The sequence below is a fragment of the Halothiobacillus diazotrophicus genome, from assembly GCF_001663815.1.
In the GTDB taxonomy this organism is placed as follows: Bacteria; Pseudomonadota; Gammaproteobacteria; order Halothiobacillales; family Halothiobacillaceae; genus Halothiobacillus; species Halothiobacillus diazotrophicus.
In genome coordinates this window covers 2,270,235-2,285,553 of sequence record NZ_CP016027.1, presented here as the reverse complement: position 1 = coordinate 2,285,553, position 15,319 = coordinate 2,270,235, and the positions used below count along the sequence as shown (strand labels likewise).

The following is a 15,319-nucleotide window of genomic DNA, read 5'->3' as shown; positions in this document are numbered from 1 at the left end:
ACCTATCCAAATCGGATCGGGAATATGGCGCAAAATGCGGATTGAAAATTGCACTTTGCAATTTGCAATCCGCCGAATCCCTCGATTAAATCGCCCCGAAACAGCAGCTTACAAGTTGGCACGGGGCATGCTTAGAGACTAGCGTGGTATTCCACACAACATTGAGGAGTTCAGATCCATGCAATCTAATCGTCGTGTATTTTTGAAGGGCAGCATGGCTGCCAGTGCTGTTGGTCTGGCCGTTGGCGCCGGCCTGCTGACCCCGCGTGCCGTTCTGGCCGCCACCTGGCCGCAGAAGGCCTATGACACCAAGGGCTTCGAAGAGTCTCTGCAAGACCTGTACGGTGTTTCCGGCGTTGCCGCTTCCAAGGACATCACCGTCAAGGCTCCGGACATCGCTGAAAACGGCGCCGTTGTTCCGGTCACCATCGAATCTTCTATCGCTGGCACCGACAACCTGGCCGTGCTGGTAAAAGGCAACCCGACTCCGTTGGTTTGCAACTTCAAGTTCGATGGCGCCCAGCCTTTCATGTCTACCCGTATCCGTATGGGCAAGACCGATGACGTTATCGGCGTTGCACACGCTGGCGGCAAGCTGTACTCAGCTTCCAAGCAAGTCAAGGTCACCATCGGTGGTTGCGGCGGCTAATCGCTCGCAGTCCTGTTTTACCGGATATTGAAGTTAGACTAACGAGGTATTGACAATGTCAACAATCAAAATGCGTATTAGCGCCGCTGGCGACGTTCTGGACGTTAAGAGCCTGATCGAGCACCCGATGGAAACCGGCCGTCTGAAGGACAAGGCTACTGGCAAGATCATTCCTGCCAACTACATTCAGACCCTGACCGTATCCGTCAACGACAAGCCGGCTGTTGAAGCCAACCTGTCCGTTGCCGTCTCCAAGAACCCGTACATCAACGTTAAGGTACCTGGCAAGAAGGGTGACAAGGTCACCATCGCTTGGGCATCCAACATCGGCAAGAGCGACTCTGAAACCGCTACTGCCTAATTAGCAGTCGTTTCGGAAGGCGGGCGTCCTGCCCGCCAATGAAGAAAACCCGCCTTATGGCGGGTTTTTTTGCGCCGGATCATTTCATTTCGCGCTAGCCTCGACCATTCGCATGCCCGCCCAACTGCTCCGCAAAGCGATCCGTCGCCCGGATCAACGCATCGGTAATGCCCGGCTCACTCACCGCATGGCCCGCATCTCCCACCACGGTCAAACGCGCCTTCGGCCAGACGGCAGCCAGATCGAACGCCTGCTTGATCGGGCAGACCACATCATAGCGACCGTGGATGATCTCGCCCTCGAGATGCGCAAACCGATCCGCCTGCGCCAGCAGGGGATTGTCCCGCAGAAAAGAGCCATGAAAGAAATAGTGATTCTCGATCCGTGCGATCGCCAGCGCGTGATGCGGGTCGGCAAAGAAATCCACGGTGGCCGGATCGGTGCGCAGGGTCGCGGTTCGGCCCTCCCAGGTCGACCAGGCCTTGGCCGCCTGCATGCGCGCCAGCTCGTCGGCCCCCACGAGCCGTCGACGATAGGCGAGAACGAGATCGCCCCGCTCGTTCTCCGGAATGGGCGCCAGATAGTCTGCCCAGTAGTCCGGGAAGATTCGGTCGGCGCCGGACTGGTAGAACCAGGCGACGTCCTCGTCCCGACACAGGAAGATGCCCCGCAGAATCATCCCCAAAACCCGTTCCGGGTGCGTGGCGGCGTAGGCAAGCGCCAACGTGGAACCCCAGGACCCCCCGAACACCAGCCAGCGCTCGATCCCAAGATGCGCCCGCACCAACTCAAGATCGGCGATCAGATCCTGGGTCGTGTTGTTCTCGAGGCTCGCATGCGGTGTGGAGCGCCCCGCACCGCGCTGATCGACGAGGATGATCCGGTAGCGGTCGGGATCGAAGAAGCGACGATGCGTCGGCGTGCAGCCGGCTCCTGGCCCGCCATGCAGAAACACGACCGGTATCCCGTGCAGACGCCCGCACTCCTCCACATGCAGGACGTGAGGCGCCTGGACGGGAATGCTGTGCTGCAGCAAGGGTTCGATAGCAGGGTACAACTGGCGCATGAGGGCCTCCTCAAACAACGGTCCGGGTAATCTCGAGACGGTCCATCTTAGCCATAGTTCGCCCGAATTCCGTACAATAAGCGCGTTTTCATCTCTTTGATCGCCATGAACACCCCCATCACCCCCCCCTCGGAAGAAGCCGCAAGACCGCCGCACGCCCTCTGGGCGACACCCGGCAAGAAACTGCAGCGCATCGTCGCCAGAACATTGATCGAGTTCTCGATGATCCAGCCGAACGACCGGATTCTGATCGGACTGTCCGGCGGCAAGGATTCCCTTTCCCTGATCCATGCCCTGAGACACGTCCAGCGGCGGGCGCCGATTCCTTTCGAACTCGCCGCCATCACCATCGACCCGATGACGCCGGGCTTCGATCCCAGTCCGTTGCGCGGCTACCTCGCCGACCTGGGCCTGCCCTACTTCGTCGAGCGGGAAGATATCGTCGGCCTGGCCACCGAACACATGCGCGGCGATTCCTACTGCGCCTTCTGCGCGCGCATGAAACGCGGCCTCCTGTACAAGGCCGCCCGACGCGAGGGCTACAACGTCCTGGCGCTGGCACAGCACCTCGACGATCTGGCGGAAAGCTTTCTCATGAGCGCCTTTCATGGCGGCAAGCTCAACACCATGAAGGCCCATTACCGCAACGATGCGGGCGACTTGCGCATCATCCGCCCGTTTGTTCGCGTGCGCGAACGGGCGCTGATCGATTTTGCCCGGACGAACGGGTTGCCGGTCATCAAGGACAACTGTCCCGCCTGCTTCGCCAAGCCAACGCAACGCGAGCACTTCAAGCAACTGCTGGCCGCCGAAGAACGACTCAATCCCCAGTTGTTCCGTTCGCTCGAATCCACCCTCGCCCCACTGATGCGCGAAGGCTTCGATACCTGCCTGACCGCCCCTCCCGAGACACCGAGTCCGTGAAAACGGTCCCCCAGCAGCGCGGCCGCCCTTGGCGCAGCGCCTTTCGCCTCGGATTACTGCATGGCCTGATCCGATTCTTTGCGGGGCGATCGCTGAAATTCAATCACCGACTGGGCGCGCTTCTGGGCTGGCTCTTCTGGATTTTCGGCAGCAAGGCCCGGAACACCGCTGCCGAAAATATCGCCCGCTGTCTGCCGGGGCTTTCCGATGACGAGCAAGCCGCACTGACACGCCGCAGCCTGATCGAAACCGGGAAAACACTGACCGAACTCGGGCCGATCTGGATGTGGCCGAAACAGAAAATCGAGAACCTGATCGTCCAGTCCGATCGACAGGATCTCATCGACAGTGCGTTGGCCAAAGGACACGGCGCCATATTGCTCGCCCCCCATCTCGGGGCCTGGGAGTTGGGCGGACTGATCACGTCCCTACACTACCCGGTGACCGTTCTCTATCGTCCGCCGCGCGAACCCGCCTTCGAAACCGTCCTCAACGAGGTACGCCAGCGGTTCGGCGCCCGGGTCGTTCCCGCAAATCGCCATGGCGTCAAGCAGTTGCTGCTGGCCCTGCGGCGCGGGGAATTGATCGCCATCCTCCCGGATCAGGAGCCCAGTGCCGGAGACGGCCGGTTCGCCCCGTTCTTCGGGCATCCGGCCTATACCCTGAGCCTCGTGCACAGCCTGATCCAGAACACCGGCGCCAGCGCATTGTTCGGCTGGATGGAGCGCCTGCCGTGCGCTGCGGGGTTCCATCTGCACTTCAGCGAGGCACCAGCGGGCATATCGAGTCCGGATCCGGATGAATCGCTGACCGCGATGAATGCCGGCCTGGCCGATCTGATCCTGCAATGCCCGGAACAGTATCAATGGACCTACCGCCGGTTCCGCCGGCAGCCTGAGCCATCCCACAACGCCAACAACTAGTCGTACACCTCGCGCGCGGCATTCGGTCGCGTCTTGAACAGCTTGAGCGACCACATGTACTGCGGGGGATCGATCCGGATCAGCCTTTCCAGCGTACTGTTGATTGCCGCGGCCGCGGATTCGTCGGCTTCCTGAGGTATGACGGTCTGCGGCAGAATCAGAAGCCGATAGCTCCCGTCGCCGAGATCCAATTGCCCGAGTGCCGGGTATACGGGCACCCGTCCCAGCGCGGCAATCTTGCCGGCCAGGGGGACGGTCGCCTTCTCGACACCGAAGAACGGGGCGAATACGGAATCCGCCGCCCCCAGATCTTCATCGGCAATGTAGAAGAACCCTTGCCCGGCACGCAGGTGGCGCAGATGGGGCTTCAAGCCCTGAGCGCGGGGATAGACCCGTGCCCCATGACGCTCCCGCCCGCGTTCGAACAGCCAGTTCAGCAACCGGTTGCGCCCGAACGGCTTGTACATGGCCGAACCGGTCATGTTCATGGTAAAGAAATGCCCGACCCATTCGAGGCCCGCGCCATGCCCCGTGAGCACGACGCCGCCACCCGCGACCAGCTGTGCGAAGGCATCGGGATCGCTCACCCGGGTATGCGACATCAGATAGTCGGCAGGTCGAAACCACAGACGACCGAGATCGAGCAGGGCGTAGGCCTGCAGGATGAAATGCCGGCGCAGCCAGTCTGACCGTGTCTCATCCGATGCTTCGGGGAAGCAGAGACTCAGGTTTCGCGCAACGATCCGGCGGCGCTTGGGATAGGCACGGCGGTACAGTCCACCGAGCAGGATCGCGAGACCCAGTCGCAGGCGATGCGGCGCATAGGCCAGCAGCCAGAGCAGTCCGACAAACAGCCAGATGCCCCAGTACAGCGGCCCGAGAAACTGCCGCTCGAAGGGTTGGCCCTGATCGGCGCCCGACGTATCGCGGGAAGACGGGGAAGGCGAATCCGACACCGGTCACTCCACCCGCATCAGCGCTGCCAGAACATCGGCAGGAACAGGACCAGCACGGTAAAGATTTCCAGACGACCGAGGATCATCGAGACCGTCCCCACCCAGAGCGTCGCGCTGGAGGCACTGGCAAAGTTGCCCGTGACGGACCCCAGACCGGGGCCTACGCTGGTCAGGGTCGCGATTGCCGCGCCCATCGCGGATACGGCATCGAGACCGGTGACCATCATGGCAAAGAACACGACCACGAAGACGAACACGTACGCGGCAAAAAAGGCCCAGACCGCGCTGATCACCGTCGGGCTGATCGCCCGCCCGCTCAGCTTCACCACGAACTCGGCGTGGGGATGCACCAACTTGCGCAACTCGTTGACACCCTGCCGGGTGAGCAGAAGCATCCGGACGGTTTTCAGACCGCCAGCCGTCGAGCCCGCGCAGCCGCCGATCAGGGCGGTGGCCAGCACGAGCACGGGCAGGAAGGCCGGCCAGGGCGTATGGTCGGTCAGCGTAAACCCTGTCGTCGTCATCATCGAGACCAGGGTGAAGAGTCCCCAACGCATCCCCCAAAGCCATTCGGAATCCGGGCGCGCCAGCAGGATCGCCAGGGCGATGAACAGAAACAGCATCCCGAGCAGCATCAGAAAAAACTTGAATTCGGAGCTCTTGCCGTAGGCGCGGATCGAACCATGGCGCATCGCGAGGTAATGCAGCGCCATCGGCGTCGCCCCGAGCACCATGAAAATCTCGGCAGTCAACTCCATCGAAAAGCTGTGGAAGAATCCGAGGCTGTCGTCATGAGTGGAAAAGCCGCCGGTGGAAATGGTCGAAAAGGCATGCCCCACGGCATCGAACCAGCTCATGCCTTCCAGCTTGTACAGGATGGCACAGAGAAACGTCAGGCCGGCATAGACGATCCAGAGCGCCTTGGCCGTTTCCGAAATCCTGCCCGACAGCCGGTTGTCCTTCATCGGGCCGGAAATCTCGGTCTTGTACAGCTGCATCCCGCCGACGCCAAGCAGCGGCATGAAGGCCACCACCAGCACGATGATCCCCAAGCCGCCCAACCATTGCAGCTGCTGCCGATAGAACAGGAGGGATCGCGGCAGGTTGTCGAGCCCGACGAGCACCGTCGAGCCCGTCGTGGTGATGCCGGAAACGGACTCGAACACCGATTGCGTGAAGCTGAGGTTCAGCGTCGGTTGCAGGAAGATGGGCAATGCGCCCACAAGCCCGAGCGTCACCCAGAAGGACACCACGATCAGCAAGCCGTCGCGGAGCTTGAGTTCGCGCCGGTAGGTACGCAGCGGCAGCCAGAGCAGCCCCCCGAGCACGAAAGCGATGAAGAAGCTGGTTTCGAACGGCACGAGATCCGCATCGCCCATCATCCAGCCCACCAGCCATGGCGGCAGGAAGGTGAGGCTGAAGACCATCAGCAGGACTCCGAGAATCCTTAGGACGACGATGAACTGCATGGCTGCCTCGCGCTGCCCTCAGAAGAAACCGAAACCGACGGCGAACAGCTGCTCGATATCCCGAACATGGCGCTTGTCGGTCAGGAACAGAATGACGTGATCGTCCGCTTCGATCACAGTGTCATGATGGGCGATCAGCACGGCATCCTCGCGGAGGATCGCCCCGATGGTCGTCCCCGGGGGAAGCGTGAGGGCATCCACCCGCCGGCCGACGATCCGGGACGTCTTGCTGTCGCCCCGCGCGATGATTTCCATGGACTCCGCCGCACCGCGCCGCAGCGAATGCACGCTGACGACGTCGCCCCGCCGGAGACGGCCGATCAGGCTGCCGATCGTGATGTTGTGCGGCGACAGGGCGATATCGATCGTACCCATGTGGATCAGATCGACATATTCGCTGCGATTCACGATACACATCACCTTGCGCGCGCCCAGCCGCTTGGCGAGCATGGCGCTCAGGATGTTGTCCTCGTCGTCGTTGGTCAGCGCCAGGAAGACATCCATGTCCTCGATGTTCTCCTCGACCAGCAGATCGCTGTCCGTGGCCGAGCCGGTCAACACGACGGTGTGATCCAGTTCGGCACTGAGCTTGCGCGCCTTCTCCGTATTGTTGCTGATCAGCTTGACCTGATAGCGGGACTCCAGCACCTTGGCCAGCGCTCCGCCGATATTCCCGCCCCCGGCGATCATGATGCGCTTGTACGGCCGATCCAGGCGCCGCATCACGCTCATCACCTTGCGGATGTTTTCGCTGGAAGAGAGGAAAAAGACCTCGTCATCGGCCTCGATGACCGTCGAGCCATCCGGGTGCAGGGACGCATCGTGCCGGAAGATCGCCGCCACCCGCACCTCGACGTCCGGCAGCAGCTCGGCCAGATAACGAATGGGATGGCCGACCAGCGGACCGTCGGCATCCGCCCGCATGCCGATCAGCCGCAGCTTGCCGCCGGCGAAGTCGTGCACCTGCAGCGCATCGGGATACTCGATCAGCCGCGCGATGTAATCCTTGATGAGCCGCTCGGGGCTGATCATGTAATCGACAGGGATCGCACTGTTGTCGAACAGGGCGGGGTGATCGTGGAAATCCGTGGCGCGAATCCGGGCAATCTTGGTGGGCGTGCGGTACAGGGTCCAGGCGACCTGACAGGCCAGCATGTTGGTTTCGTCCGAACTGGTCACGGCGATGAGGACGTCCGCATCGGCCGCGCCCGCCTCGCTCAGCACGCTCGGCTGTGCGCCGTACCCCTGCACGGTGCGGATATCCAGACGATCCTGCAAGCGCCCCAGGGCGGCAGCGTCGGTATCGACGACCGTGACGGAGTTCTGCATCTCGCCCGCCAGCACGGTGGCCAGCGAGGAACCCACCTGGCCAACCCCCAGGATGATGATTTTCATGAAGCCATCCGACGATTAACTGCGTTCATTGGCACTGATGCCGAGAGATTTGAGCTTGCGGTACAGATTCGTCCGCTCCATGCCGGTCAGTCTTGCCAGTTCCGTCATCGAGCCTTCGCAGCTTTTCAGCTGTGCGAGCAAATAACGCCGCTCGAACTCGTCCCGCGCATCGCGCAGGGGCAGATCGAGATTCAGGGAGATCAGGGTCGCGCCCTGTGCCTGCTCGGTATCGACATGCGCCGGAATGAATCCGAGCGCGCGCTGCACCTCCTGCTCGTCGATGACATCGCCGGCGCCGAGAATGAGCATGCGCTGCACCAGGTTCTTCAGTTCGCGGACGTTGCCCGGCCAGTAATGGCCCTTGAGCAGGTTCCGGGCGCCGATCGTCAGTTCCCGCAGCGGCAAGCCTTCGATCCGGTGCGCGGTTTCCAGATAGTAGGTCAGCAGGATCGGCACGTCTTCCGGGTGATTGCGCAGCGGCTCGATATGCAGCGGCACCACGGACAGGTGGTAGAACAGATCCTCGCGGAATCGCCCCTGACGAACCTCGTCCTCGAGGTCCTTGCGCGTGGCGGCGATCACGCGGACATCCACCTGGACGGGTTCGGTACCGCCAACCCGGAAGAACGTCTGGTTCTCGAGCGCCGAGATGAGCTGCATCTGGGTCTGCTCGTCCATGTCCGCGGCTTCCGCGATGAACAGCGTGCCACCATTGGCCTGCTCAAGCAGACCGTAACGGATCTTGCCGTCCAACTCGGAACCGAACAGTTCCGCCGCCGCGTTCTGACGCCCGCTCATCGCGACCCCACCCGTATCGATGAACGGGAAATGGCGACGCGGGGAATGGTGATGGATGAATCGGGCCAGGGCCTGTTTGCCCGTGCCCGGCTCGCCGGAAATCAGCACCCAGGCGTCGTGTCCGGCCACCTTCTTGGCCTGCGCACGCAGCGTGGTCATGTACTCGCTGTCGCCCACGAGCTCGAAGGGATCGCTGCTGTTCCGGCGTAGCTGCTCGTTTTCCCGCGACAGTCGCGTGTTTTCGAGGCCGTGCTCGATCAGCAGCAGCAGCTTGTCCAGAGAGATCGGTTTCTCGATGAAATCGAAGGCGCCAAGCCGCGTCGCCTCGACGGCTGTCTCCACCGTGCCATGTCCCGACATCATGATGACCGGACAACCGAGCTGATGATGCTCATGCCACTCGCGCAACAGGGAAATGCCGTCCTGGCCCGGCATCCAGATATCCAGCAGGATCAGGTCCGGCCGACGGACGGCAATGGACGCGCGCGCCTCGATGGCGTCGGCGGCGCTTGAGACGGTATAACCTTCGTCGGCCAACAATTCCGCCAACAGATCACGAATCTCGATTTCATCATCAACGACCAGGATATGTCCTATGCTCATGGTGTTTTCGGCTACTCTGATTTTGTCCGGTTGGTTTGGGGCATCGGTGTCGGCAACTGCGGCGTCCTGAATAAATCCTGGGGAACATTATGCCCAGTTCCGGGCGTCTCGGGGATGGCTACTCGCGGTCCTTTGTCCACGGATGGAAACAATGGCGAAAAATCATCGACATTCACGGGCAGGCGGATCACGACGCGCGCCCCGCTGACGCTCGCCTCCTCGTCACTCCCGTTCTGACCGGCCGGTTCCGGGATCGCATCCTGACGATTCGACGCAGCAACGACCCCACCATGCTCCTCCACGATCTTCTTGACGATCGCCAGGCCCAGCCCGGAGCCCTTGGGTCGCGTGGTCGCATAGGGTTCGAACAGACGATCGAGCATGGTTTCCGGAAAGCCCGGACCATTGTCGGCGACCACCAGCTCGATCAGCGCCAGCCCCCCCTCGACACGAAGCCCCGTGGTCACGGTCACCAGCGGGTGCCCCGGGTGACGATCCTGCTCCGCCAGCGCCTGCTGAGCGTTGCGGATCAGGTTATGCAACACTTGGCGAATACGCCCCGCATCCGCCCGCACCAGCAGCGGCTCGCCGCCGGTGATGTGCTGAACCGGAATATCCCCCCCCTTGTACAGATCGATGACTTCCGCCACAAGCTCGTCGAGATTCAGCGTGGTGAGGGTCATCTGCGGCGAACGGGCATATTCGGCGAATTCGTTCACCATCAGCTTCATCGCCTCGACCTGGCTGATGATCGTCTGGGTTGAGCGATCAAGGATCTGGGCGGGTTCGTCCGACAGGGTGCCGAGCAGACGGCGACGCAGGCGTTCCGCCGAAAGCTGGATGGGCGTCAGCGGATTCTTGATCTCATGCGCCAGACGCCGCGCCACCTCGGACCAGGCAGCATCTCGCTGCGCCTGGATCAGGGTCGTGATGTCCTCGAACACGATGACGAACCCTCCGGCCGCATCGTCATCGGTCGGCAAAGCTGCGATCCGGCTCAGCAACACCCGGCGCCCCGTATCCGTCATGATCCGAACCTGGGCCTCCATCGTTGCACCCGGCGACAGCTGACCGGGATCCAGCAGATCGACGAATGCCGTGCAGATGGGCTCCAGATGCGGGTAGGTCTGGCAGATTTCCCGCAGCGTGCAGCCATCGATATGTCGGCTGGCAATGCTCAGAAGTTGGGTCACGATGGAGTTGCTGCGGGTAATCCGACCGTCAAGCGTCAGCGTAAGGACCCCGGAGGACAAATGCTGAATGACTGTCTCGAGGTAATCCCGCTCCTGGTCCGCCAGCTCCTGCAATTGCTGCATAACCTGATGCGCGCGACGCACCCGTGCCGTCATCGTATTGAAGGACTGAACCAACTGCCCCAGATCGTCCCGACGATCCACAGGCAGACGGAGGCTGTAATCCCCTTCCGCCACGGCGCGGGTCCCCGCAGCCAGCTCACGGATCGGCGCCAGCAGCTTGCGCGCGGCGATGAAGGCCAGCCAGACGGCCGTCAGGAGCGACAACAGCAGGGCAAGGGTCAGGGCGAAGGTGAAGGTCTTTTTCAGCGACTTGTGCAGAAAAATCAGCGACCGGTACTCGTTGAACGCCGCCTGCACACTGCCGGACAACTGGTTCGCGCGCGGCGAAATCGAATAGAGCGCCTGCAGCACCTGACTACTGCCGTCCCCGGTCAGCCCGGCCGTCAGCGGCACCACGACCCGAATCCGCATGGAGTCCCCGCCCCCCGGATCGAGGCCGATGAAATCCTTGCCGGAACGGGCATGACTCAGGGCCGTTTCGTCCGGACGGGAGGGCACGATGGCCTGCAGGTCGTCCGACGCCGAGGCGACGATGAGATTGCGCGGGCCGAAGATCGTCATCTCATGCGCGCCCGTATTCCGCCGGACCGAGTTCAGATCCAGCGCGATCAGGTCGCCGGACTCACCCTTCAACTGCTGGGCCGCCCGCTTGGTCTCCTCCATCGCCGTGCGCATCTGTCCGTCGAATGCCATCTGCGACAGCGAGAGCGCATCGGACATTGCCTGCTCCACCTGCACGTCGAACCAGGAATCGATGCCCCGCTGAATGAACGAGACGGAGAAATAGAACACGATGAGCACGGGAATGGAGGTCAACCCGACGAAGGTCAGCACGAGGCGGGCGGTGAGTCGTGCACCCGGCGTACCCCGTCGGTAGTGCGCCACGAGGCGCAGGATATGGCCGAGCACCACGACCGCGAGGAACAGAATGCCCACGGCACTCAGCCCGAGCAGGGTCAGGTACAGATGCTCGGGTTGATCCGCCCGACGCAGCGACTCCGAAATCAGGTACATCAACACCAGCAGCAGGATGACGACCATCACGCTGATGGGCGGCACCAGCCGGCGAATCCACCGATGATAGAGCGCGCCCCACTTCATCGGGGCACCGACCACAGGAACCAATCGCTGTTCAGCGCCCAGCGGGAATCAAACAGGGCGGGAAACCGCAATGGCAACGGCAGCTTGTTGACGTCGAGCACCATGCGTACCCGGCCGACCAGATGTCCGGTGTGGTGCAGTTTCTGGGCCGTCGTGATCGGCCAGGCGCGAATCCGCTGAAGGGAACGCAACGCGCCTTTCAGGGAACTGAAACTGCGGGCTTCATGTTCCAGAACGTCGGTGATGAGCCAGGTCTTGGACAGGGCGTGATATTCCAATTGATACCGACGCTCGTCTTCGGCGATCGTCTGGCCCATCCACCAGTCCCGGGGCTGCTCGATCACCGCCTGCACCGACAGGTTCAGCGGAATGGCATTCTGCATGGCCTCGATCATTTCCTTGTCGAGGGAGAGCTTGAAATCGACATCGAGGTATAGCACCCCTTCCCGCACCTCGGCATGGGCACCGACCACCTTGGCGCTCGAGGCGAAGGCGGGACCACCCAGCCCTCCCAGGAGAAGCAGCGCCCCGAGGCAAGCCCGCCCGAGCCACCGCAACGCCGACGATCCGGCGGTCGGTTTCAGACCGGCGATGCGTGACTCACGCCTTTTCCAGCACGGCGTAGTAGAAACCATCATGCCCCTCCCGTTGCGGGAATACCTGGCGCCCGAGCGTCCTGCCCGCCGCATCCCGCTGCTCGATACCCCAGGATACATTCATGGGCAGGGCGCGCGCGTCGGGATGGCGATCAAGGAAGGCCGCGACCTGAGCGGCGTTTTCCTGATTGAGAATCGAACAGGTGGCGTAGACCATACGCCCCCCGGAACGCAACAAGGGCCAGAGGGCATCGAGAATCGACGCCTGACGCGCGCACAACGGCGCCAGGTCATCCGCGCGGCGCAGACGTTTGATGTCCGGGTGACGACGGATGACCCCCGTCGCCGAACAGGGGACATCCGCCAGAATACGATCGAAAGGCTCGCCATCCCACCACGCTGACGGTTGCGCCGCATCCCCGACGATCAGCCGTGCGACCACCTTGCCGCGCTCGAGATTCTCCTGAACCCGGGCCATGCGCGTCAAATCAATGTCCACCGCGGTCACGTGAACGCCGGGCTCGTGCTGGAGCATCGCCAGGGTTTTGCCGCCCGGCGCACTGCAGGCATCCAGAACCCGCTGCTCCCGGGAAAGGTCAAGGAGATCGACCACCCACTGCGCCGCCTCATCCTGCACGGATACCCGCCCTTCGGCGAACTGAGGCAGTCGATCGACGTCCAGCGGGTGCTGCAGGTTGACCCCGCGCGGGGAAAAATCCGTCGGCGTCGCAGCGATATCCGTGGCGGCCAGAACATCCAAATACGAAGCACGATCCGTTTCGCGACCGGCAATCCGCAAGGTCATGGGGGGATGGGAGGCCAGTGCCTCGCCCAGCGCGCCGGCCTGGTCGGCACCCCAGTCCGCCGTGAGGCGGGCGAACAGCCAATCGGGCATCCGCGCCTGAACGGCTGCCGGCGCTGACGACATCGGGTCCTGGCCTTCCTCGATCTGGCGTGCCGCACGACGCAACACGGCATTCAACAGGCCGGTCGCCCAGGGATGCCCGAGCTCACGCGCCGCCTGAACCGTTGCATTGACCGAACGGGATGCTTCCCGGCGCGCACCGCGGATACGCTCCAACCCCACGAGAATCAGAAAGGCAACGACCGCGGACTTGGCCGGAACCGGTCGCTCCAGCAACTGATCCCGCCAGAATACCAGCGCCTCGTAATGGCGGAGCACTTCGTAGCCCATGGCCTGCACGAGCCCCCGGTGCGTGGGTTGCGCCTGTTGCAGGATGCGCCCCAGCGCCACATCCAGCGACTGGCCCTGCGTCACCACCTGAACGAGCAATTGGGCCACCAGCGCCTCGGGCGACTGGCGCGAGGGGCCTGGACGATCCGTACGATTCGCACGTTCACCGCCGTCGCCCCGTCGCCCCCGCTCACCGGCCCAGGGTGTCGGGTTGCCGCCCTTTACCCCCCCCTGGCCGCGCTGCTCCCGTCGCTTGCCGGACGAACCGGCCCGACGCTCCTCGGGCTGATCGGCAGCGTGTTCGTTACGGGCGTCAACCAAGGCGAACACCCATCAATGGACGGTTTCGCGCAAAATCGGCGGCAGCAATACGCTTGCCGCCCGCCTGTTGACAGGTACGGACCCGTAATGCGCCCGCCCCGGTTCGCACGACAAAACCCGCCGCATCCACGGCGATCACGGTACCCGGCTCGGCAGCGGATCCTTCGGTCATATCCTCACAGGCCGCCGACCAGATCTTCAACATCGCCCCCGCCAATTCGGTATAAGCGGCGGGCCAGGGGTCGAAGGCCCGGATGCGACGCGCGAGCACCTCGGCCGGTTCGCGCCAGTCAATCAATCCTTCGGCCTTGGCAAGCTTGGCGGCATAGCAGGCCTCGTCGTCGTTCTGAACCTCCGCGGGCAGTGTTCCGGCGACGATGCCCGGCAAGGCGGCCATCAGCGCCTCGCCGCCCAACTGCGACAGACGATCGTGCAGGGTCGCCGCCGTGTCCTCGGGGTGGATGGGTTCGACGCGCTTGAGCAGCATGTCGCCCGTATCGAGTCCCTGGGCCATCTGCATGATCGTGATCCCGGTTTCCGTATCCCCCGCTTCGATGGCGCGCGCGATCGGTGCCGCACCACGCCAGCGCGGCAGCAACGACGCATGGATGTTGACAGCCCCCAGACGCGGGGTTTCCAGCACTGCAACCGGCAGAATCAGTCCATAGGCCGCCACGACCATCAGGTCCGGCCGGTAGGCGGCCAATGTCTGCTGCGCCGATTCATCGCGCAGGGTGATCGGCTGCTCGACCGGCAGCCCCAGTTCGAGGGCCACGGCCTTGACCGGCGACGGCGTCAGCTTCTGCCCCCGTCCGGACGGACGGTCGGGTTGGGTGTACACGGCAACCAGCTCGATCGTCGGGTCGGTGGCCAGCGCGCGGAGCGCAGGCACGGCAAATTCGGGCGTACCGGCATAAATCACGCGCAAGGTCATGGGCGCTCCTTCAGCTTGAGCACCTTGTCGAATTTCTTGCGAATCCGTTGCCGCTTGAGGGGTGAGAGATAATCGATGAACAGGCGGCCATCCAGATGATCGATCTCATGCTGGATACAGATGGCCAGGAGTCCGTCGGTGGTCACCTCGAACGCTTCGCCCCGCTCATCCTGGGCCTGCACCTTGACCAGTTCCGCCCGCGACACGGTATCGTTGATCCCGGGAATCGACAGGCATCCCTCCTCGGAGTCCACCATGCCCTGCCGATCGACGATGACCGGATTGATGAACACCATAGGCGCGGGCGCTTCGCCGTCACCGGCGCAATCGGCCACGAACAGCCGACGATGGATGTTCACCTGGGTCGCCGCCAGCCCGACCCCCCGGGATTCATACATGGTTTCCAGCATCTGCTCGGTCAGTTCCTTCAACGCAGCGTCAAAGGCACTCACCGGCTCGGCAACCCGACGCAAGCGCTCATCGGGGAATTGCAATATTTCAAGTAGGGACATAAACACCAAACGGGCACCGGGGCCCTAAAGCAGCAATCATTTCGACCAATTTGCAAAAACCGCGGGCCGTCAGTAGACGAAACGTGCAAATTCTTTTACAAATAATCCCATTTAACGCAACATTGTACGCGAGCCGGGGCCATGCGACATGGTACTTTAACAAAAGTTGGCGCACCGCCGCACGCCCGATGATGCACTTG

At 62.7% G+C, this 15,319-nt stretch carries 14 protein-coding genes; 4 read left to right on the top strand and 10 right to left on the bottom strand.

The window, feature by feature from the left end; all coding sequences use genetic code 11:
• Positions 1-178: 178 nt before the first annotated feature.
• Entirely contained in the window at positions 179-649 is a 471-nt protein-coding gene (gene soxY, locus A9404_RS10105; protein ID WP_066101034.1) for a thiosulfate oxidation carrier protein SoxY, read from the top strand.
• A 55-nt stretch (positions 650-704) separates the two neighbouring features.
• Positions 705-1,010 (top strand): thiosulfate oxidation carrier complex protein SoxZ, encoded by a 306-nt coding sequence (gene soxZ / locus A9404_RS10100; protein WP_066101031.1) that lies wholly within the window; start codon positions 705-707, stop codon positions 1,008-1,010.
• A gap of 94 nt (positions 1,011-1,104) precedes the next feature.
• Here the strand turns inward: soxZ and pip are convergent, their stop codons facing one another.
• Positions 1,105-2,076: a prolyl aminopeptidase gene (gene pip, locus A9404_RS10095; protein WP_066101029.1), complete on the bottom strand. Its 972-nt coding sequence runs from the start codon at positions 2,074-2,076 to the stop codon at positions 1,105-1,107.
• A gap of 105 nt (positions 2,077-2,181) precedes the next feature.
• Between pip and A9404_RS10090 the strand changes: the two genes are divergently transcribed.
• On the top strand, positions 2,182-3,000 hold the full coding sequence (locus tag A9404_RS10090) for a tRNA 2-thiocytidine biosynthesis TtcA family protein (protein WP_066101026.1): 819 nt from the start codon (positions 2,182-2,184) through the stop codon (positions 2,998-3,000).
• Positions 2,997-3,923, top strand: coding sequence for a lysophospholipid acyltransferase family protein (locus A9404_RS10085; protein ID WP_066101022.1), 927 nt, complete (start codon positions 2,997-2,999; stop codon positions 3,921-3,923). The genes A9404_RS10090 and A9404_RS10085 overlap by 4 nt, the downstream gene beginning before the upstream one ends.
• On the opposite strand, the gene A9404_RS10080 is transcribed toward A9404_RS10085, so the two are convergent.
• From A9404_RS10080 to def, 9 genes are read right to left on the bottom strand one after another with little or no spacing between them, the layout of a single operon-like run.
• A complete protein-coding gene (locus A9404_RS10080) occupies positions 3,920-4,879 on the bottom strand; it encodes a lysophospholipid acyltransferase family protein (protein WP_066101020.1) in 960 nt (319 codons plus the stop codon). The genes A9404_RS10085 and A9404_RS10080 overlap by 4 nt on opposite strands.
• Positions 4,880-4,896: 17 nt before the next feature.
• The gene (locus A9404_RS10075; RefSeq protein ID WP_066101017.1) at positions 4,897-6,348 is read right to left on the bottom strand and encodes a potassium transporter TrkG; all 1,452 of its coding nucleotides are present in this window, start codon (positions 6,346-6,348) and stop codon (positions 4,897-4,899) included.
• Positions 6,349-6,366: 18 nt separating this feature from the next.
• On the bottom strand, positions 6,367-7,743 hold the full coding sequence (gene trkA / locus A9404_RS10070) for a Trk system potassium transporter TrkA (RefSeq protein ID WP_066101011.1): 1,377 nt from the start codon (positions 7,741-7,743) through the stop codon (positions 6,367-6,369).
• Between the two features lie 15 nt (positions 7,744-7,758).
• A complete protein-coding gene (locus tag A9404_RS10065) occupies positions 7,759-9,144 on the bottom strand; it encodes a sigma-54-dependent transcriptional regulator (protein ID WP_066101008.1) in 1,386 nt (461 codons plus the stop codon).
• An 11-nt stretch (positions 9,145-9,155) separates the two neighbouring features.
• Positions 9,156-11,561 carry a sensor histidine kinase gene (locus tag A9404_RS10060; protein WP_156521305.1) on the bottom strand — a complete coding sequence of 802 codons (2,406 nt, stop codon included), beginning with the start codon at positions 11,559-11,561 and terminating at the stop codon, positions 9,156-9,158.
• Complete coding sequence (locus A9404_RS10055) at positions 11,558-12,199, bottom strand: DUF4390 domain-containing protein (RefSeq protein ID WP_197490336.1); 642 nt, start codon at positions 12,197-12,199, stop codon at positions 11,558-11,560. The genes A9404_RS10060 and A9404_RS10055 overlap by 4 nt, the downstream gene beginning before the upstream one ends.
• The gene (gene rsmB, locus A9404_RS10050) at positions 12,162-13,673 is read right to left on the bottom strand and encodes a 16S rRNA (cytosine(967)-C(5))-methyltransferase RsmB (RefSeq protein WP_197490335.1); all 1,512 of its coding nucleotides are present in this window, start codon (positions 13,671-13,673) and stop codon (positions 12,162-12,164) included. Before rsmB ends, A9404_RS10055 begins: the two co-directional genes overlap by 38 nt.
• Positions 13,666-14,607, bottom strand: coding sequence for a methionyl-tRNA formyltransferase (gene fmt / locus A9404_RS10045; protein WP_066101000.1), 942 nt, complete (start codon positions 14,605-14,607; stop codon positions 13,666-13,668). Before fmt ends, rsmB begins: the two co-directional genes overlap by 8 nt.
• Complete coding sequence (gene def, locus A9404_RS10040; protein WP_066103209.1) at positions 14,604-15,119, bottom strand: peptide deformylase; 516 nt, start codon at positions 15,117-15,119, stop codon at positions 14,604-14,606. Before def ends, fmt begins: the two co-directional genes overlap by 4 nt.
• Between the last annotated feature and the right edge of the window lie 200 nt (positions 15,120-15,319).